This is a genomic window from Vibrio sp. SCSIO 43136 (assembly GCF_023716565.1).
Lineage (GTDB): Bacteria > Pseudomonadota > Gammaproteobacteria > Enterobacterales > Vibrionaceae > Vibrio.
Genome location: NZ_CP071849.1, coordinates 638,810 through 657,964, shown reverse-complemented (window position 1 = coordinate 657,964; position 19,155 = coordinate 638,810). Strand labels below are relative to the sequence as shown.

At 45.5% G+C, this 19,155-nt stretch carries 17 protein-coding genes; 11 read left to right on the top strand and 6 right to left on the bottom strand.

Features of this window, described 5'->3' with window-relative positions; all coding sequences use genetic code 11:
• The first annotated feature begins 114 nt into the window (after positions 1-114).
• From napF to J4N39_RS17655, 9 genes are all read left to right on the top strand, one after another.
• A complete protein-coding gene (gene napF, locus J4N39_RS17695) occupies positions 115-624 on the top strand; it encodes a ferredoxin-type protein NapF (RefSeq protein ID WP_252026940.1) in 510 nt (169 codons plus the stop codon).
• Positions 608-859 (top strand): chaperone NapD, encoded by a 252-nt coding sequence (locus J4N39_RS17690; protein WP_252026378.1) that lies wholly within the window; start codon positions 608-610, stop codon positions 857-859. The genes napF and J4N39_RS17690 overlap by 17 nt, the downstream gene beginning before the upstream one ends.
• A gap of 11 nt (positions 860-870) precedes the next feature.
• Positions 871-3,357 carry a nitrate reductase catalytic subunit NapA gene (gene napA / locus J4N39_RS17685; protein WP_252026376.1) on the top strand — a complete coding sequence of 829 codons (2,487 nt, stop codon included), beginning with the start codon at positions 871-873 and terminating at the stop codon, positions 3,355-3,357.
• Between the two features lie 15 nt (positions 3,358-3,372).
• A complete protein-coding gene (gene napG, locus J4N39_RS17680; RefSeq protein WP_252026374.1) occupies positions 3,373-4,128 on the top strand; it encodes a ferredoxin-type protein NapG in 756 nt (251 codons plus the stop codon).
• Positions 4,128-4,982, top strand: coding sequence for a quinol dehydrogenase ferredoxin subunit NapH (gene napH / locus J4N39_RS17675; RefSeq protein ID WP_252026372.1), 855 nt, complete (start codon positions 4,128-4,130; stop codon positions 4,980-4,982). Before napG ends, napH begins: the two co-directional genes overlap by 1 nt.
• A complete protein-coding gene (locus tag J4N39_RS17670; RefSeq protein WP_252026370.1) occupies positions 4,972-5,406 on the top strand; it encodes a nitrate reductase cytochrome c-type subunit in 435 nt (144 codons plus the stop codon). Before napH ends, J4N39_RS17670 begins: the two co-directional genes overlap by 11 nt.
• Positions 5,407-5,417: 11 nt before the next feature.
• Complete coding sequence (gene napC / locus J4N39_RS17665; RefSeq protein ID WP_252026368.1) at positions 5,418-5,999, top strand: cytochrome c-type protein NapC; 582 nt, start codon at positions 5,418-5,420, stop codon at positions 5,997-5,999.
• Positions 6,000-6,184: 185 nt separating this feature from the next.
• A complete protein-coding gene (locus tag J4N39_RS17660; RefSeq protein ID WP_252026366.1) occupies positions 6,185-7,120 on the top strand; it encodes an ABC transporter substrate-binding protein in 936 nt (311 codons plus the stop codon).
• On the top strand, positions 7,113-9,170 hold the full coding sequence (locus J4N39_RS17655; protein WP_252026364.1) for a diguanylate cyclase: 2,058 nt from the start codon (positions 7,113-7,115) through the stop codon (positions 9,168-9,170). Before J4N39_RS17660 ends, J4N39_RS17655 begins: the two co-directional genes overlap by 8 nt.
• On the opposite strand, the gene J4N39_RS17650 is transcribed toward J4N39_RS17655, so the two are convergent.
• From J4N39_RS17650 to J4N39_RS17640, 3 genes are all read right to left on the bottom strand, one after another.
• Positions 9,152-10,330, bottom strand: a complete 1,179-nt coding sequence (locus tag J4N39_RS17650; protein WP_252026362.1) for a MalY/PatB family protein — start codon at positions 10,328-10,330, stop codon at positions 9,152-9,154. The two genes, J4N39_RS17655 and J4N39_RS17650, sit on opposite strands and share 19 nt — an antisense overlap.
• Positions 10,331-10,494: 164 nt before the next feature.
• Positions 10,495-11,508, bottom strand: coding sequence for a manganese-dependent inorganic pyrophosphatase (locus J4N39_RS17645; RefSeq protein ID WP_252026360.1), 1,014 nt, complete (start codon positions 11,506-11,508; stop codon positions 10,495-10,497).
• A 188-nt stretch (positions 11,509-11,696) separates the two neighbouring features.
• Positions 11,697-12,041 carry a DUF6508 domain-containing protein gene (locus tag J4N39_RS17640; RefSeq protein ID WP_252026358.1) on the bottom strand — a complete coding sequence of 115 codons (345 nt, stop codon included), beginning with the start codon at positions 12,039-12,041 and terminating at the stop codon, positions 11,697-11,699.
• Between the two features lie 183 nt (positions 12,042-12,224).
• Between J4N39_RS17640 and J4N39_RS17635 the strand changes: the two genes are divergently transcribed.
• On the top strand, positions 12,225-13,409 hold the full coding sequence (locus tag J4N39_RS17635; protein ID WP_252026356.1) for a multidrug effflux MFS transporter: 1,185 nt from the start codon (positions 12,225-12,227) through the stop codon (positions 13,407-13,409).
• 39 nt (positions 13,410-13,448) lie between these two features.
• Here J4N39_RS17635 and J4N39_RS17630 read toward each other — a convergent pair whose 3' ends face one another.
• Positions 13,449-13,715: a hypothetical protein gene (locus tag J4N39_RS17630; protein ID WP_252026354.1), complete on the bottom strand. Its 267-nt coding sequence runs from the start codon at positions 13,713-13,715 to the stop codon at positions 13,449-13,451.
• A 147-nt stretch (positions 13,716-13,862) separates the two neighbouring features.
• On the bottom strand, positions 13,863-16,979 hold the full coding sequence (locus J4N39_RS17625) for a PKD domain-containing protein (protein ID WP_252026352.1): 3,117 nt from the start codon (positions 16,977-16,979) through the stop codon (positions 13,863-13,865).
• A gap of 308 nt (positions 16,980-17,287) precedes the next feature.
• Between J4N39_RS17625 and J4N39_RS17620 the strand changes: the two genes are divergently transcribed.
• Positions 17,288-18,049 carry a hydratase gene (locus J4N39_RS17620; protein WP_252026350.1) on the top strand — a complete coding sequence of 254 codons (762 nt, stop codon included), beginning with the start codon at positions 17,288-17,290 and terminating at the stop codon, positions 18,047-18,049.
• Positions 18,050-18,096: 47 nt separating this feature from the next.
• On the opposite strand, the gene J4N39_RS17615 is transcribed toward J4N39_RS17620, so the two are convergent.
• Positions 18,097-19,095: a linear amide C-N hydrolase gene (locus tag J4N39_RS17615; RefSeq protein ID WP_252026348.1), complete on the bottom strand. Its 999-nt coding sequence runs from the start codon at positions 19,093-19,095 to the stop codon at positions 18,097-18,099.
• Between the last annotated feature and the right edge of the window lie 60 nt (positions 19,096-19,155).

Sequence of the window (19,155 nt, the reverse complement as noted above, 5' to 3'; positions counted from 1 at the left end):
ACCTGTCTGATTCTAGACTAGAGTTATTAATAATATTTCTAATTGTTAACGATATATCAATGATTTAATAAGAATAATTATCATTAATATGTCGAGCTAGATGTGAGTACAAGCTTGGTAGATATCTCGAGACGACGCCTTTTTAGGAATGCCAGTATTGCGAAAGCACCTTCTGTGCAACGCATGCCTTGGTTGAGAGAAGATGTCATTTTTACAGATGTGTGTAGCCGCTGCGGTAAGTGTCAGGAAGCCTGTGAGACCAAAATCATTGTAAAAGGCGATGGCGGTTTCCCAGAAGTGGATTTCTCCAAAGATGAATGCACCTTTTGTGGACAGTGCGCCAATGTGTGTCCAGAACCACTTTTCAGGTCTTTGCAGGAAACACCATGGGATCAGGTTGCTGAAATCTCTGAAGCTTGTTTAGCCAACCAAGGCGTCGAATGTCGTAGTTGCTCTGATATCTGTGAGTACTCTGCGATCAAGTTTCGCCTCCAATACGGTGGTGTTGCTCAACTTCAGCTCAACTTAAAAGATTGTATCGGGTGCGGAGCGTGTGTGAAGCCATGTCCAACCCAAGCAATTTCCATCAAATCGACAGGAACAGCGAATGACATATCACGTTAGCAGTTTGGCCGTTCACGCCGCTGCGGACCAATTACAAAACGTTAAAGCGGCGATTGAACAAATGGAAGGGGCAGAAGTTCCCGGTGTCAACGAAGTGGGCAAATTGGTCGTGGTGATTGAAGGCGATAGCCGTACTCACCTCGCCGATATGTTTGAAGAGATTAAACAAATTCCGGGGGTGCTTGCAGCAACTCTGGTATTCCATCAAATGGACGAGCAAGTAGAGCTTGATTGAGGAAGCAATAAATGAGTGTCAGCAGACGAACGTTCTTAAAAGCAAACGCAGCAGTTGCGGCAGCATCGGTGGCAGGAGTGACTCTGCCAACCTCAGTTGCACATGCTGCTGGTAAGGATGAATCGGTAAGTTGGGATAAAGCCCCATGTCGATTCTGTGGTACTGGTTGTAGTGTATTGGTTGGTACACAACAAGGTCGTGTGGTTGCATCGCAAGGTGACCCAGACGCACCAGTGAACCGCGGCCTTAACTGTATCAAAGGGTACTTCCTACCGAAGATCATGTACGGACAAGACCGCCTAACTCAGCCACTGATGCGTAAAACCGATGGTGTTTACGATAAAGAAGGTGAATTTACCCCTGTAAGCTGGGACGAAGCTTTCGACCTAATGGCAGACAAATTCAAAGCTGCAATTAAAGAAAAAGGTCCAACATCTGTTGGTATGTTCGGCTCAGGTCAGTGGACCGTATGGGAAGGTTATGCTGCGGCTAAGCTCTACAAAGCAGGTTTCCGCTCAAACAACATTGACCCGAATGCTCGTCACTGTATGGCATCTGCGGTAGTTGGCTTTGGTCGTACCTTCGGTATGGATGAGCCTATGGGTTGTTACGACGACCTAGAAAAAGCCGATGCGTTTGTGCTTTGGGGCTCAAACATGGCAGAGATGCACCCTATCCTATGGTCGCGTCTAACTGACCGTCGTCTATCAGACAAGAATGTTCGCGTTGCTGTGCTGTCGACTTATGAGCACCGCTCGTACGAGCTTGCCGATAACGCAATCATCTTCACGCCGCAAACCGACCTAGCAATTCTAAACTACATTGCGCACTACATTATCTCGAATAACAAAGTGAACAAGGACTTCCTTGATAAGCACGTTAACATTCGTGAAGGTGTAACAGACATCGGTTACGGCCTGCGCCCTACTCACCCACTTGAGCAAGCAGCGAAAAACCCAGGCAGCAAAGACTCTAAGCCAATGAGTTTTGATGACTACGCCAAGTTCGTTGCTAAGTACGATGCAAAATACACTTCTGAGCTGTCAGGCGTTCCTGTTGATCAACTAGAAGCACTTGCAGAGCTTTACGCAGATCCAAAAGTCAAAGTCGTTTCTTACTGGACAATGGGCTTTAACCAACACACCCGTGGTGTATGGGCAAACAACCTTGTTTACAACATTCACTTATTGACCGGTAAGATTTCTCAGCCGGGTAACGGTCCGTTCTCACTGACAGGTCAGCCATCTGCGTGTGGTACTGCTCGTGAGGTAGGTACGTTTGCTCACCGTCTGCCAGCAGACATGGTGGTAATGAACCCTAAACACCGTGAAATGTGTGAGACTAAGTGGAACATCCCAGCAGGGACTATCCCACCAAAACCTGGTTACCACGCTGTTCTACAAGACCGAATGTTGAAAGACCGCAAGCTTAACGCTTACTGGGTTCAATGTAACAACAACATGCAGGCCGGTCCAAACATCAACGAAGAGCGCTACCCGGGTTACCGCGATCCAGCTAACTTCATCGTTGTATCAGACCCGTACCCAACAGTAACGGCGATGGCGGCTGACCTTATTCTTCCTACGGCTATGTGGGTAGAAAAAGAAGGTGCTTACGGCAACGCGGAACGTCGTACTCAGTTCTGGTATCAACAAGTGAAAGCGCCAGGTGAAGCAAAATCTGACCTTTGGCAGCTAATGGAGTTCTCTAAGCGCTTCAAAGTAGAAGATGTTTGGCCTCAAGAGCTAATCGACAAGAAACCAGAGCTTGCTGGCAAAACACTGTTTGAAGTGCTTTATGCAAACGGCAACGTAGACAAGTTCAAGCTTGACGAAGTGCCTGATGAGCGCCTAAACGACGAAGCTCGCCACTTTGGCTTCTACGTGCAAAAAGGTCTGTTCGAAGAGTATGCATACTTCGGCCGTGACCATGCGCACGATCTTGCGCCATTTGATATGTACCACAAGTCTCGTGGTCTACGTTGGCCGGTAGTTAACGGTAAGGAAACGCTATGGCGTTACGCTGAAGGCTACGACCCATACGTAAACAAAGGCGAAGAATTCTCTTTCTACGGTAAGAAAGATAAGAAAGCGGTCATCTTTGCGCTGCCTTATGAGCCAGCAGCAGAAGAGCCTGATAACGAGTACGACCTATGGTTCTGTACTGGTCGTGTACTTGAGCACTGGCACACTGGCACCATGACACGTCGTGTTCCAGAGCTATACCGCGCTTACCCTGATGCTGTGGTTTACATGCACCCGCTTGATGCGAAGAAACGAGGTCTACGTCGAGGCGATGCGATTAAAGTCGTATCACGTCGTGGTGAAGTCACCAGTCACGTAGAAACGCGTGGTCGTAACAAGGTACCTCAAGGTTTGGTATTCATGCCGTTCTTTGATGCGGGCCAGTTGACCAACAAACTGACACTCGATGCCACCGATCCTCTTTCTAAAGAGACGGACTTCAAGAAGTGTGCAGTTAAAATCATGAAAGCGTAGAGCTGGAGCAGCACTATGAAGTCTTCACTCCCCTCTGCAAGTAGGCGTCGCTTTATGCGCGACGCCGCCAGAACCGCTGTTGGCGTCGGTTGCGCCGCAACCGTTCTGAGTTTGCAGACCAAACAAAGTAAGGCAGATACCACCAGCGTCCCAGTTAGACCGCCGGGCGCGTTGGAAGAATCTGAGTTCCTTAATGCTTGTTTGCGTTGTGGGTTGTGTGTACAGGCTTGCCCTTATGACACGCTGAAGCTAGCAACTATGGTGTCGCCTGTTGCGACAGGCACACCGTATTTCACTGCAAGAACAATCCCATGCGAAATGTGTGAAGACATTCCTTGCGTGGTTGCTTGCCCAAGTGGTGCTCTAGACCATGATTTAACCGATATAACCAAAGCGAAGATGGGAACGGCAGTTCTCATCGACCATGAAAACTGTTTGAACTGGCAAGGGCTACGCTGTGACGTATGTTACCGAGTATGTCCGGTAATTGATGAAGCAATTACGCTGGAACCTGTGAGAAACCAACGTACTGGTGTTCACGCCTTGTTTATCCCAACCGTCCATGCTGATAAGTGCACGGGTTGCGGTAAATGTGAAGAAGCGTGTGTTACCGACGAAGCGGCAATCAAGATCGTACCAACAGAACTCGCAAGAGGAGCTCTTGGTAAGCACTACCGCTTAGGTTGGGAAGAAAAAGAAAAAGCAGGCGGCAGCCTGATCCCAGAACAGCTAACGCTACCGACCCGTAAACCGGGTGATGGAGGTTTGTGATGGCTAAAAACTCAGCAAAAGATGCAGGTAAAGCTGCTCGGCAGAGCTTGGGATTATGGCACGCCAATCGTTTTTTAGTTCTTCGTAGAGCAGTGCAACTCAGTGTGATTGGCCTTTTCATCATGGGCCCTACTTGGGGTGTATTAACAGGCAACCTCTCGTCGAGTGAGTTGTTTGGCACCATCCCGATGACAGACCCATTGTTGCTTATCCAAACATTGGCAACAGGTTTTTGGCCAGAAACTACCGCAATTATTGGTGGCCTTGTAGTGATTGGTTTTTACGCCATCGCTGGCCCTCGAGCATTTTGCGGTTGGATATGCCCCGTCAATATGGTGACGGATTTAGCCAACTGGATCCGTCGAAAAACAGGGATTAAAGCAAGTTATCAATGGTCATCAAGCCTAAGATATTGGCTGCTCGCAGCTATTATCGTTGGCAGCGCAGTGTCTAACACCCTGCTTTGGGTTTGGATAGACCCTGTCTCTGCTCTTCATCGTGGCTTGGTATTTGGTATGGGTGCAGGTTGGACGTTGATACTTATCGTCTTCTTAATCGACCTGCTTTTGGTTGAACATGGTTGGTGTGGTCATCTTTGTCCACTTGGAGCCACCTATGGTGTGATTGGCCGTTACAGCTTAACCCGTGTGACGGCAGTAAAAAGGGAACAGTGCAACAACTGCATGGATTGTTTTAACGTTTGTCCGGAGCCAAAAATCCTCCGCCAACCGCTAAAACAAGGTGATAGAAAAATAATGAGCCAGGATTGCATCAGTTGCGGTCGCTGTATTGATGTCTGTGCTGAAAGAGTATTCGAATTCAGAATAAGAACTGGAGCTAAATATGAAGAATAAGATTGTCGTGTCTGCAGTGCTAGCAGCGATTGTAAGTGCGGCAGCGGTCGCTGAAGTTACCTCTCTACGTGGTGCTCAAGAGATCAAGGAAGATAATGTTGTACCTGAGTTAAAACATGTACCAAAGAGCCAAGATAAGCTGGCACTAGATTATGTTAACCAGCCACCACTTATCCCTCACTCAACAGTACAAGTTCAGGTAAATCAAGCGAACAATGGCTGTCTAGAATGTCACGATGTGAGCACTTATCGTAAATCGGGTGCACCGCGTATTAGTCCGACTCACTATATGGATCGCGACAATAACGTACTTACTGAAGTAGCTCCTCGTCGTTACTTCTGTCTACAGTGCCACGTAACGCAAGTAGATGCGAAGCCAATCGTAGAGAATGACTTTAAACCTACTGGCAAATTTGGTCAGTAACGGGAGGCGATATGGGATTTATTAAACGCCTGTGGGCTTGGTTTATGAAACCAAGTACCATGGCAATCGGTAGTATCCTTACCATAGGTTTCATCGGCGGTATTATCTTCTGGGGTGGTCTCAACACCGGTATGGAAGCGACCAACCAAGAAGAGTTCTGTATCGGCTGTCATGAAATGCGCGACAACGTATACGAAGAGTATGTGGGCACTATCCACTATCAAAACCGCTCTGGTGTTCGTGCAACCTGTCCAGATTGCCACGTACCAAAAGAGTGGGTTCCTAAGATCATCCGTAAGATCCAAGCAAGTAAAGAGCTTTACGGTAAGATGATCGGTATCGTTGATACACCTCAGAAGTTCGAAGATCATCGCCTTGTTATGGCTGAGCGAGAATGGAAACGAATGAAGGCCAATAACTCTCAAGAGTGCCGGAACTGTCACAACTTTGAGTACATGGACTTTGTCGAGCAGAAACCTGTTGCTGCTGCGATTCATAACCGCGCAGAAGATGAAGGCAAAACTTGTATCGACTGTCACAAAGGTATCGCTCACAAACTGCCTAAAGGACACACAGTTTCAAAAGAGTTCTAATCTCGATACATTTATCGCTAAACTTGCCACTGACCTCGGTCAGTGGCTTTTTCGTTTATGGAGCAAAACCTTGGCACAATTTAGTTTATTCTTCCCTATTGGCTTGTTAGCAAAGCGCTTATTGATAGGCTACCTTTTTAAGTAACGATAATAAAAAAGACTATGCGCAACTTTTAGGAGGAAGAATGAAGCTAGTAGCATTGCTTGCGATTGTCTCACTCCTGTTCGGTTGTACCCCATCAAACTCACCTCTTACCTTCAGTAGCCACGTCTGGCCAGGTTATGAGTTCATTTTTCTATCTAAGAATTTAGGTCGAGTCGATCCAAGTTTACTCGATATCACTAACACGGGTTCTGCAACAGAGTCTATCCGGCTACTTAAACAAAATCGGGTAGAAAGTGCCGCACTGACGTTGGACGAAGTGCTACTTGCACGAGCTCAAGGTATTGATCTTACTATCATTGCTGTAGTCGACATCTCCGCAGGAGCGGACATAGTCGTCTCTCGTCAAAGCATCTCAGATTTGAGTGAGCTTAAAGGCAAAAGAGTCGGTGTTGAACGAACTGCGGTAGGTACCTTGGTGCTGCATCAATTGCTCGGTAAAGCCAACCTCAGCAACAGTGACATTACCGTGGTGGATGTCACGATTGATACTCAACTGTCAGCGTGGAACGAACATCAAGTCGACGTCCTCGTCACCTATCAACCAGTAGCTAACCAAGTGATCAAGCAAGGTGGAAAAGTGATTTTTGATAGCCGCTCAATGCCAAATATGATATTTGATGTACTCGCCGTCAAAACAAGTTCGCTTGGAAAAACCAAACAGATCAAGCATCTGCTTCAATCTCATTACGATGGATTGCAGCATTTTCACCTACAGCGTGAAGATTCTCTGTATCGTTTAGCGGATAGACTCCAAGTCCCGCCAGAGCAAGTTCTTAGCCTCTATCAAGGCATTGTTCTCCCCCAAAGGGAAAACAGTAAAGAACTAATGAAATCCGGCGGAAAAGTTCAGCAGACGGCTCACCTGCTCAATTTTCTACTCTCAGATTCAGGGCATTTAGACACTCCTGTGAGTTTAGAGCACCTAGTCAACAATGAGTATCTGCCTTATGACTAATAAAGGCCTAGTAACGCTTGTCACCCTAACATTGGCAATACTGTTCGCCCCGCAATTGCTCGGCGAAGTGATATCGGAAATAGAAAATTCAGGACAGACACCGAATGTTACGGGACAGACATCTAACCTCGTGACACCTAACCTCGCCCCGAAAGAAACTATCTTCATAGGAATACTGGCTCATCGGACCAAACAAGCAGTAACTCAACGCTGGCAACCCATTGCAGACTACTTAAACAGTCGAACTACCCGCTACTACTTTCAAATACTTCCGCTGAAATATAACGAACTGAATCTTGCGGTGAATACTCGCCAAGTCTCGATTGTGCTCACTAACCCCAGTCATTACATATTTCTGGAGTACGTTTATGGGTTGTCATCCCCAATTGCAACGATTACCAATCAGCTTTCTGGACAGAAAATCAAAGCATTTGGTGGGGTAATCTTCACTCAGGCGGATAACTCAACCATAAGCACCCTATCAGACCTCAGAGATAAACGAGTCGCTATCGTCAAACAAGCCTCACTCGGCGGTTATCAGATGCAAGCATTCGAGCTTGAGCAATTTGAACCAGCGCTTAGTGCTCAGCTAAAACTTATTGAAACAGGCATGCCCCACGACAACGTAGTCAATACGGTTCTAAGCAAACAAGCCGATGCAGGATTTGTACGAACGGGTGTGCTAGAAGCCTTGATTGAAAAAGGAGCGCTTTCAAAACAACAGATCAAAATCATCAATGAACAGGCTATCTCTTACTTCCCCTTCATCAGTTCAACACAGCTCTATCCAGAGTGGCCTGTATCGGTGCTTCCTAATGTGGATGTGGACATCACCAAATTCTTCTTATCCCAACTGTTTCACCTAACCCCAGAGCACCCGGTGAGTATACAAAGCCGCATCGCAGGCTTTGACCTGCCCTCTAACTACACTAGTGTGGCTAATATACTTCGCACCTTGCACCAACCTCCATTTGACCAAACTCAAGAAGTGAGTTTTAACCAAGTTTGGGGTCAATATCGCTTGGTGATTATTGGCTCATTGCTCACCGTTATCATTTTGATCACTGCGCTTGCCCTTCTCGGTTGGCTAAATCGGCAATTACAGGAAGCGAAAGATGCAGTCGCCAAAAAACAAAACGATCTTAATGAAGTGATTCAAGCTACTCGGGTGGGAACTTGGTCATGGCATACGGTCTCGTCAAAGATAACTGTCAATCAAAGGTTTGCTGAAATCCTTGGTTACTCGCTATCTGATATGGGCAGTTTCGATATCAACAAATGGCAAGAGTTCGTGCATCCTAACGATTGGTTTCTAATTACCCAATCATTCAAAACGCATCTGACACACTTCGACGCACAAATGAATTGCGAAATACGGGTAAAACACCGGCTAGGTGAATGGATTTGGGTGCATTTGGTTGGTGGCGTTGTGGAAGTCGACAAGGATGGGAAACCGCTGCGAATATCAGGCACGCAGTCAGATATCAGTCAACGTAAGACGCTTGAGCATGAGGCTGAGTCTTACAAACGCCAACTCGAACAAATTGCCAACCACGATCAGCTCACCAAGCTTTTCAGTCGACACTACTTTTTTAGTACCGCTGACAAGCTGTTTGATATTGCCCAGCGGTATAGACAACCATTGAGCTTTGTCATGATTGATGCCGACCATTTTAAACAAATCAATGATACCTATGGGCATCAATGTGGTGACAAAGTCCTAATAGACATCGCTCAGTTTCTCAAAAGTAACATTCGTGATTGTGATGTATTGGCAAGACTTGGGGGCGAAGAATTTGGAATTCTTCTACCCAACACCCATGGAGACAGTGGCTTGGAACTCGGGCTTAGAATCGCACGAGAAGCAAAGCAACGCACGGTCACCGTGGGGGACCACCAAATCAGTTACGGTATCAGTGTCGGCGTATCACAATGCCATCAAAGTACCAAAGATATTGAACAGCTCATGGCGGAAGCGGATAGTGCACTCTACATAGTAAAAGACACTGGCCGTGGTTCCGCTAACTTATATCAGTCGCCAAGTGCATGAACCAAGCGATGCAATGCCTCTTCTAAAATCGAGGTAGGACAAGCAACATTAATGCGAATGAACCCTTTTCCATGTTCACCGAACATACTTCCTCCCTCCAAGATGAGGTGCGCTTGATCGGCGATCTTATTGAGTAGCTCTTTCTCTTCCATGCCAAAAGCAGAGAAATCTAACCAAGCAAGGTATGTGGCCTGAGGTACAAAAAACTTAACTTTTGGTAAGTGAGTACCAAGATATTGCTCCATGTAAGCCATATTATGCGTGATGACTTGGTTCACCTCTTCAACCCACGCTTCCTCTTGGTTAAATGCCGCAATCGTGGCATCCACTGCAAATGGGGAAACCCCGATCCAGCCTGTGAAGTTGTTTAGCGTTTTCCGCACTGTTTTGTTTTTTATTACTAGGTTGGTAATGTGCAGCCCCGCCACATTAAAAGTCTTATTCACGGCCGTTGCGACGATAACATTGTCACTGAACTTAAGATTAAGAGCTGAGGTAAAAGACTCACCTTGGCGTATCAAATCAGCATGAATTTCATCAGAAAAAACCATCACGCCATTTTCATGACATAGTCGCAGTAACTCTTGTGTGACTTCCCTACTCCAAATATTTCCCGTCGGGTTATGAGGGTTACAGTAGATGAATAACTTGTTCTTTGGGTCCTTACACTGGCGCTCAAAATCATCCAAGTCGATGCGATAGTGGTTATCCTTGTCTTTGAGCAAATGATTTCGCACGACCTCACGACCAGTTTCCTTGATTTGCATTTCAAACGGATAGTAGACAGGAGGTTGAATGATCACCCCATCGCCTTGCTCTGTAAACGCACGTACCACATTTCGAATCGCTGATACTGTGCCATTACTAAATACCAACCACTGTTTGTCGATATTCATGTCGTGTCGGCGACCATACCAATTGATCACACTTTCAAAATACTCATCAGAGAGGTAACTATAGCCAAAGTTACCTTGTGCAGCCCGTTTGGATAACGCTTCAACTATCGCCGGAGCACATTCAAAATCCATGTCTGCAACCCACATAGGGATGGTGTCAGGGTAGTAGTTAAGCCCTAAGACTTGCTTAATAACCGTCTGATTAGTTTTGATTGATGTACTGTCGTTGCGCTCCAGAGGGCGGGTGAAGTTGTAGTTAGCCATAATTCTGCGTTGAGTGAGTTTATCGAAAATCAATAGTATGCGGTGTAAGGCATTGATTTCTGCCTAGACGCTCACGATTTTTGTCTCGTTCAACATATTAAAAATGCCTATGATCTTTCAATCATAGGCATTGTCTAAGCTATGTCGGGCTAAATAGCCAAGATTTAGTTGATGGACTCTATCGCAGACTGAATTGCAGGCGCAATTTGGCGTTTACGCGACGTAACTCCAGGCAGATTTAACCACTGATTGGCTTTATCTTGATCAAATGCCTGCTTGGCGACTTCACCGTCTTGTGCGTCAATCCAAATCAGGTTTGCTTGTTTGTTTTTGGTATCCGTCACCGAGAAGAACAAGTGGTCTAGTTGCTTGTCAGCTTTATGTGCCTTCATCGCTTCAATAAACTCTTGTTTACGAGCTAGCAGTTGTTCTGCTGTCAGTGTTTCTGCAACACCGATACCCACTTTTTTGCCTGCAAACTCAAAGTTTTTGTAGTCCATTGTCAAAATAGTTTCAGCGCTCATATGGCTTAAATCCGACTTAGCCACCAGCATTTGTTGGCCAAAATCGTTGATGTCTTTGATGCCTGCTGTTTTCGCCAGTGACTGAGCGTATTGATGGTCATATTTGGTCGTGGTTGAAGATTGCAAAACCACCGTATCGGACAAGATGCCACCCAAAGTAGTACAGGCAATTTCTTTCGGTAACTTAACCCCAATTTGCTCCGCTCGGTCAGCTAAAATTGTTGCCGCTGAACCCCATGGGCGAATATCCAACGTTGCTACTTGCGCCATGTTCACAGGCTTACCACCAATAGCATGGTGGTCGATAATGGTGACGATACTTGACTCATCGATGGTTGCTTGTAACTGTGTTTTTTGGTTGAAATCAACCAAACCCACTTGCTTGCCGGAAAAATCCGGCATCACTTCTGGGGCTTGGTAATTACAATACTCTAGAACGAATTTGCTCTCTGGATTGATTTGTTCAGGCACGACAGCAACACCGCCATAGATGTGCGCAGCAATAATTGCTGAAGTCACCGTATCCGTATCTGGGCTAATGTGACCCGTCCATACCAGATTGGTGGTGTCATTTTGACTCGGATCACCAAGATCAAATGCCATCGTTGGTGCTGCTAGAAATGAAAGAGAAGAAATCAGTAGAGTTTTGTTCATCGCAGGTGTTACTCCATGTAAAAGATGCGATGAGACTAAGGTTCTATGATTAACCTTTTATGACAACATTAATTATTGGTCGCCATTAATAACATAAAATTCGCTAAAACCACCAAAATCATAACCATGAACGATAGCAAATCGACAGCGCATTCACCCCAATGTTAGAACAAGTAAAAGCTGCCCCATTACCTTGCGAGTTGCTCTAAGCGTTCAAACAGTTGTTCCCAAGGTTGTTTCTCTAAGATTCCGATCCATGCACCATCACAAAACCTCTCAATACGAGCGAAATGAGTGAAAATACCCTTAATATCCATAGCACTAGCGTTGTCTAGATTTTCAATTACTTCGGTGCTATCACTAAAACAGTAGTTACTGTTTACCCACAAATCACTTTGAAGGTTCTCCATGAAGTCGATGATTTCTCTTGGATAACTTGGCACAAAGTCATAGGGTGCAATGTCTGAAAGGCTGTTTTTTGCAGCGATAAATTGCTGCTTTAAAAAATCAAGATCGGCCTGTTTAATGCTCATGTATCGTTCTTACTTATAGTCATAGTGCTTATGAATTTAATGTCAAATAATATCTTCGCCAAATGTCACTTTGTCCGAAGATTGTCAGAACTCAACTGAAGCAGTCACATATATTCTCAGCAACTAATGAATAACGAGACGATTAAGCGTACACTTGGCGTCAAATTGTCATATAAGATTACTATGCCCACCTCTATCCAATACAAAACCATCTTACTGGCCTGCTTGATCATTAGTATCGGCCAACTCAGCATGGGACTTGTCTTTCCTGCGCTTCCTTGGATTGCTAAAGACTTCCATATGCCGCTCGACGAAGCCCAGCTATTAATTGCTGGTTATCTGTTTGGATTTGGCCCATCACAATTTATTTATGGCCCTATCTCGGACGCACTAGGTAGAAAGAAGGTACTACTGGCTGGTTTAGCTATTGCTCTGGTGGGCATTGGAGTTATCGTTTTAATGCAAGACAATTTCTATGGCATGGTTGCTGGGCGATTCATACAAGGTCTGGGGACTGGCTGCTGCGCTGTATTAGCAAGAGCTTCCACCCGTGACAGGTACAGTGGTGCTCACTTGCCAACGGCAATGTCATATATTGCGATGGTTGCCTCAATTACTCCACTGGTTGCCCCTGTGTTTGGCGGTTTTATCAATGCCCACTTTGGTTGGCAGATGGTGTTTGTGTCCCTATTTTGCTATGTCGCCCTTGCGTACATGGTACTGTCTATTCGTTTTGACGAAACCATGGTCAACAAAAGCCAAATCCCAAACCCTAAGGCGATGCTTAGCCAATATAAGGCACTGCTCACTAGCAAGTATTTCGTCAGCTTTGCAGGCATCGGATGGCTCAACTTTAGCTTGATGATCACGACGATCTCTGTGATGCCATTCATTATGCAAAACCAAATTGGCATGAGCTCCGATGAATATGCATTGTGGGCAATCATCCCTGCGTTAGGGATGTTACTGGGCACCAGTTTAAGCAACCGACTTCGCCCAGTTCTCGGTGCTAAGCGATTACTGCTTTGCACCCCAGTTCTACAAATCTTATCGGCGATGTGGCTATTTACCTGCCCGATCGAGCCCATATACATGATGCTCGGACAACTGATTATGACCACAAGCAACGGCATGGCACTGCCAGTGTCACAAGCCATGGTACTGCAACCCTATAAAAAAGAAGCGGGATCGGCAGCAGCGATGGCCGGTGGTGGACAAATGCTAGTTTCTGCCATCATGAGTATGTTGCTAGTTCAGGTAGGCCTGAGCCAGCCTTGGCATATTGCATTGGTGGCACTGGGTTTTGCTTTGGTGACTGTGGCTAATATCTTTCGTGGGTTTGCCGCAACAACACCGAACTCTCCATAACAAAAAAGACCACCTTTTGGTGATCTTTTTACAGCAGAGCTAGTCTTCCATTTCCCATGGCATATCTGGTAGGGAATCCAAGTTTTCGCTGTAACGCTTGAGGTTAAATTCCCCTTCATTTTTCATGACATCGAATACTTCAATAGAAAGCGCACACGCTATCATTTCGATAGCTTCTTCACGTGCAGTGCCCGTCATCATCAAACGCATCAGCGTTTCTTTTACTTTGATTGGGTTACCATCTTCAAGTTGATTTTCTACCGTTTCTACTAGCATTTCGCCAGTCATGAACTCTTCGTTTTGCATTTATTCTTACCAATATTGGGTTACTGGCGACACTATAGGCATCCTAGGCTCGCCTGACAAACTATTTGTTCATTGGATAACATGACCCAAAATCTGCCCCTCTATGAAAACGAGCCCAAAAGTGGGCTCGTGATTCTAAAGAATTTATTACTTACAGCTACCTAACAGCTTCCAGCCAGTCCACGGCTGATCGGGTGCTTTACCAACATCAGTCCAACGCTGCGCTTGGTAGTGGTTGCCTAGATAGCGAACTTCTTGTTGCGGCTGATATTGCTGCCCATCTTGATAGAACTCAAGGTGACTGCATTTATCATCGCTGTTTGATGAAGCTTTCACCGTAACTTGTGTCGCTTTAGTCGTTGAAGTTTTGCCATCAGAAGCGGTAAGTGACACCGTGTAGCTCGTCTGAGTTGCCACTGCAGGAGCGGTAACCGACAAAGTAGGCTCATTGAGCCCAGAGACTACCGTTAGCTGTGCAGGCACTTGCCACTGGTAACTGATCACATCACCATCAGTGTCCGTTGCTGAAGCCGAAATCTCCAATGTCTCTCCACCAGCAACTACCCAAGTAGGAATCAAACTGATCACTGGTGCACGGTTATCAGGATCAGGCGTAGGGTCTGGAGGTGTCCCACCCCCACCCCAGATAGAACCATCACAATCAACGCCAGTCAGACAGGTTGGTGCACTGACATAGTCGGCGACTTTGCTCTTAAGCCAACCGCCATCATCACCATTGGAACCAATCGATACCACCGAGGTTGTCGAGCCACCTCCCCAAAACAATGAGAAGACATTATGCTCTGGCAATTCCGCCATACGGCGATATGACCAATCGTATCCAGCATCTTTGTCGAGTAACTGACGAACGTTAGATGCCCCATTGTAAACAGCGGCGTTAAGAGGTTTATCTAACAGACCTGTGTAGACCGTATCAATATCGGCATTGATGCGGTCATCTCCCATAAAGAATGTGCCGCCTGAAGCTTGATGATTACTCTGAATCAGGCTTGTGCCCTCCTCTTGAGTCGGAATATGCCCACCGGGAATTTGCCAGATCATCGCTGGGGCGTCTACCGCATCACTGATGGTTTTGACATAGTCTAAGTAACGCTGCCAACTCGTTGCGTTATAGGCGTAATTACCAATCGCCTCGCTGCCAAATCCATCACGCTCATATTTATCAAACACAATGTAGTCTGGTTTATATTGCTGTGAGTAGACTTGTAATTGATTCACAAAGTCACCCACTCGCTGTCCCATTGCCACCGATTGATCATCACTGCTATGAACCCAATTTGCAGACCCAACTGCCCATAAATTGATTTGCCATCCAAAACTGACATCTGGTGCCATCACTTTCATGATGTAGTTAAGTGATTGGATATAGCCATTGAGAGTATTTTCAAAACTCGGTACTGAGCCGCTCGGTTGATAGCCATACGTTTGTTGCATGTAGCCCAAAGCGTTAGCTAACTGAGCGTTAACATCTACAGCACCTGCACGATTAAGGTCGTCGACATGGCTAGCATTTTTTTGCAGCTCCCCCAAGAAATCAGGATTCAATACAAATGACATCGGTGAATGACCATTACCTTGTGCATACTCTTGCGCCGCCCAAGCCTGAGTAATGAAGGTCGCATAATGCTTATATAGTAGCTCTTGATCCGTTAAATCTCCCCACGTTGCGCCGCCACTTGCATTAGCCGTGTAAACCACCATTACAGGTAGCACATGCTTACCAGAAATAGAACTCGCAAGCTTTGCATTCGCCATGGTGCGATGAAGTGGCAAACTAGATTTCTCCAAAATCACACCGGGATCACCAGAGCCACTGAAGCCTGCATATTTGAATATGGCATCGACCTTAGTATCGCCAATAGATTTCGTCACTGCCTCGCTATCATTGGTGACTGTCCCGTTTGCGACAAAGTCGGGAAATCCTTTCACTGCGAGTTTGACACCATTTTTAAATGCCAAATTAAGTACCGTATCCTGCCCTGACACTGTTAACTGGGTTTGATTGGCTAATACATAATTCACACCACCATGCTCGGCATCGGCAACAGCAACTTGGTACTGCCCATTGGCAATTTTGTAAGGCAGAGATGTCGCATCAGAGGTAAGGGTCATGAAGTAACTTGCAGACGGTGATATCAACTTCAAAGTGAATGAGTCTACGTCTGCTGGCAATCCTGAGATATGAGTCGCAACGGTGACAAGATCCGCATCGTCTATTTGGCGACTACTCAATTGAGTGGTGATTTCGTTGATAGAATCTGCCGTAGCACCTACGTTATTGACATCACTTAGTTGGTGCTGTTGGTTGTTAACCGTGATCGGGTCAAAGTGGAAATCGTAGCTTGAACCATCATCTAGCTTTTCGATATGAAGGGTTTGACCAAATGTCACAGTACCTTGCTTAACTTCTTGCTGGGTCTGCGAGTTCTTAATCCGAACTGTGGTTGTGACACTCTGAGTAAGGTTTGGAATTGAAGGAACAATAACGTCAATTTGCGCATAGGCAATGAATGGCTGGTATTCAAAATATGCCGTCGGAGCAACTTGCCCAGCATCAACTTCTATATCTATTGAGCTTTTCCCATGTGCATACCCTTTATCACTGGTAACCGTTAGAGGTGTCACTGTATAAAGACCATCTTGAAGGTTATTGATATCCAGCGATGTTCCCCAAGGAAGGCTAAACTGCTCGGAGTACCCTTCACCTTCAACCAAAACACCCGCATGACCAAGACTCGAATGTGGTGCACTAGGAGCGTTAACCGTCACCTTACCGGTCACGGCTGGGTCATTTTTGAGCGTGACCGACAACACTTGCACATCTTGAGCTTCAATTGTAACGCCGTCGCTACTACTCACACCACCACTGATGGTCGTGCTAGCCCCTGCTTGCATGGTGACCGAGCTAGCTTGATGGGTAATTAAGAATACCTTTTTCCCACTTTTTTGACCTTTCGCTTCGACAGAATAACTAGATGGCCAGTTCCCCCAAACAGAGCTAATCTCTCCATTTTCTGGCACAGCTACTTCCACTTGTAAGCCCGCAAGGTCAACGTCCTGCCCAGCGCTATTGTTTAAATTAATAACAAATGATGAGTACCAAGCCCCAGGGGTAACACTCACTGAAGCGGATACAGACTCAGTCGATGTCGATATATTCGCAACGGTATTTGCCACTGTGAACGAAGGAAAACCGCCGAGAATTGCGGTTGCTATCAATCCACTCAATACTGTTCTTTTCATTATATTTCCTTAATTTAGGTTTGGCCTTTCAGAAAATATAAAGAAAATTTCTTCATCATACTTAGGAAAATATGTGATCTTCAGTCACAGGATAAATTTATAATTTTCAAATAGATAACGATATTTCCAAGTTTCTAATTCGACTTGGAACTACTATCACACAATGCGTTTTAAACAGTGAAATGTTTCAATACCAACTATCGAGTTCACAATATCTAAATATCGAGCAAAGAAGGCGTATTTGGCCCTATCAAATCAGACACAATTTCGATATCATTAGCTAAATTTAACGGAATAAGTAATACAATATGACTGAACATCAAAAAGCTGCCACTGAGCTACTAAAACGCCGCAGCGCTGGAACTAAAGCGCCTCGCCTTGCCGAAGAACAGCGCCCGCAGAACATCGAAGATGCCTTAAATATTCAATCTTCTATGATCGACTTACACAGTGATAAAGTGGGTGGTTGGAAGTGTCTTCTTCCATTGGCAGAAGACAAATTTATTGTGGCTCCAATCTTTGCCGATTCGGTGCAACAAGGTGACACATGTGAGCTGTTTGCTGACAACAACCTTGTTCGTATTGAACCTGAAATTGCATTTGTACTGAAGAAACCACTGGTTGCAAATCCGCAGGGGTATAGTGAAGACGAGATCAACCAAGCTATTGGGTCTTGTCATATGGCACTGGAACTTATGCAAGCACGTTTCGCAGACGATAGCGGAGCGGAGTTCCTAGAAAAATTGGCAGACTGCCTAGTAAACCAAGGTCTTTACCTTGGCCCTGAAATTGAACGTGAGAAAGCATTCAATGCCTCCACAATTGATATTACGGTAAGCCAAGAAAGCCGTGAGCAGACGTTCGAAGGTAAGCACCCTAATCAGCTTGCTCAAACCCCTATCTACTGGCTCATCAACTATATGACTCGCCGTGGCGTGAATTTCCAAGCGGGTGAAGCTATCATCACGGGTTCTTACTGCGGAATTGTCGAAGTTGAATTCAACCAGCCAACAACCATCACTTACCAAGGTGTAGGCAAGTACCAAGTTACTTTCTCAGAGAAAGAATAATAGTAATAAAGCAGGAGTCCTCTCCTGCTTTTTCAATATAACCCCAGTTAGAAACTCATCTCTTTATAAGCTGGTTGAGTGTTGAATATCGACTCACTGTGGTAACTAACTGTCGAAAAGTCGATAGTATCTAAATCAACTTTACGAATATCCATGTTGTCATACGTTCTGAAGTAATAATCTTTATTCGCAATATCAGCCACATTTGAGTGAGAAGTAAACTGTGGGGTATTTTCCGCAGCAAACCTCCAGTACAAGGCTCCTTGTGGAATATCAACGGCATTGATCATAGACCATGCTCGGTTCACCGCATCATAGTCATTCTTCACTAAACTAAAATCAGCTGTGTGGTTAAAGGCAACCATTTTCTGGAATCGGCCAATAGGCGAATAATCAAACGCTTGAAACGTCTCTTCAGAAAATTTCACATTACCATTGTCTAACATCATATTCGCTAGCGCTTGTTGATGATCGTAACTAGGATCATTGGTCATTACACCTAACTTGTTCTCGTAAATAACTGGAAAACCCGAGCCGTCCAAATATTCCACGACAATTGAACTCTCACCATCATTAAATACATAGTGCATACCTAGATGTAAGCCATCAACTACATCATAGGCGGCGATCTCTACCCTAGTTTTTTGCAATAGTTTAATGACTTGAGAAACGTTTTTAGCATTGGCCAACACGTAAGCGACAACATCTCCTGAACGTATATCTCCGCTTCCTTCAGGGGCAAAGTCCGCAGCGGCAAGAGCAAGCGCTTCACCACTTAACCCATGTTCATTCATACCAGAGCTAAACAACTCTTCACCGTGCTGAATACCTACAAAGCCATATGCTGTATTGGTATAGCTAAAACCATATTTACGTGGAACAACAGAAAACTGCCCGTTAAGCTCCCCCGGCCACTCCATGGTACGACCCACAAAAGTATGACCCTCTTCTGTTTTAAAATTGAAGTTTGTGCATGCTTGAGCTGTCGCTGCTGCGCCCGCTAATGTTGCTGCACTGATAGCTAAAGTAAGAAGTTTAGTTTTCATAATGGACTCCGTTAGTGTCTGGTCTCGATTTGATGAAGCCATTATGAACCCGCATAACCC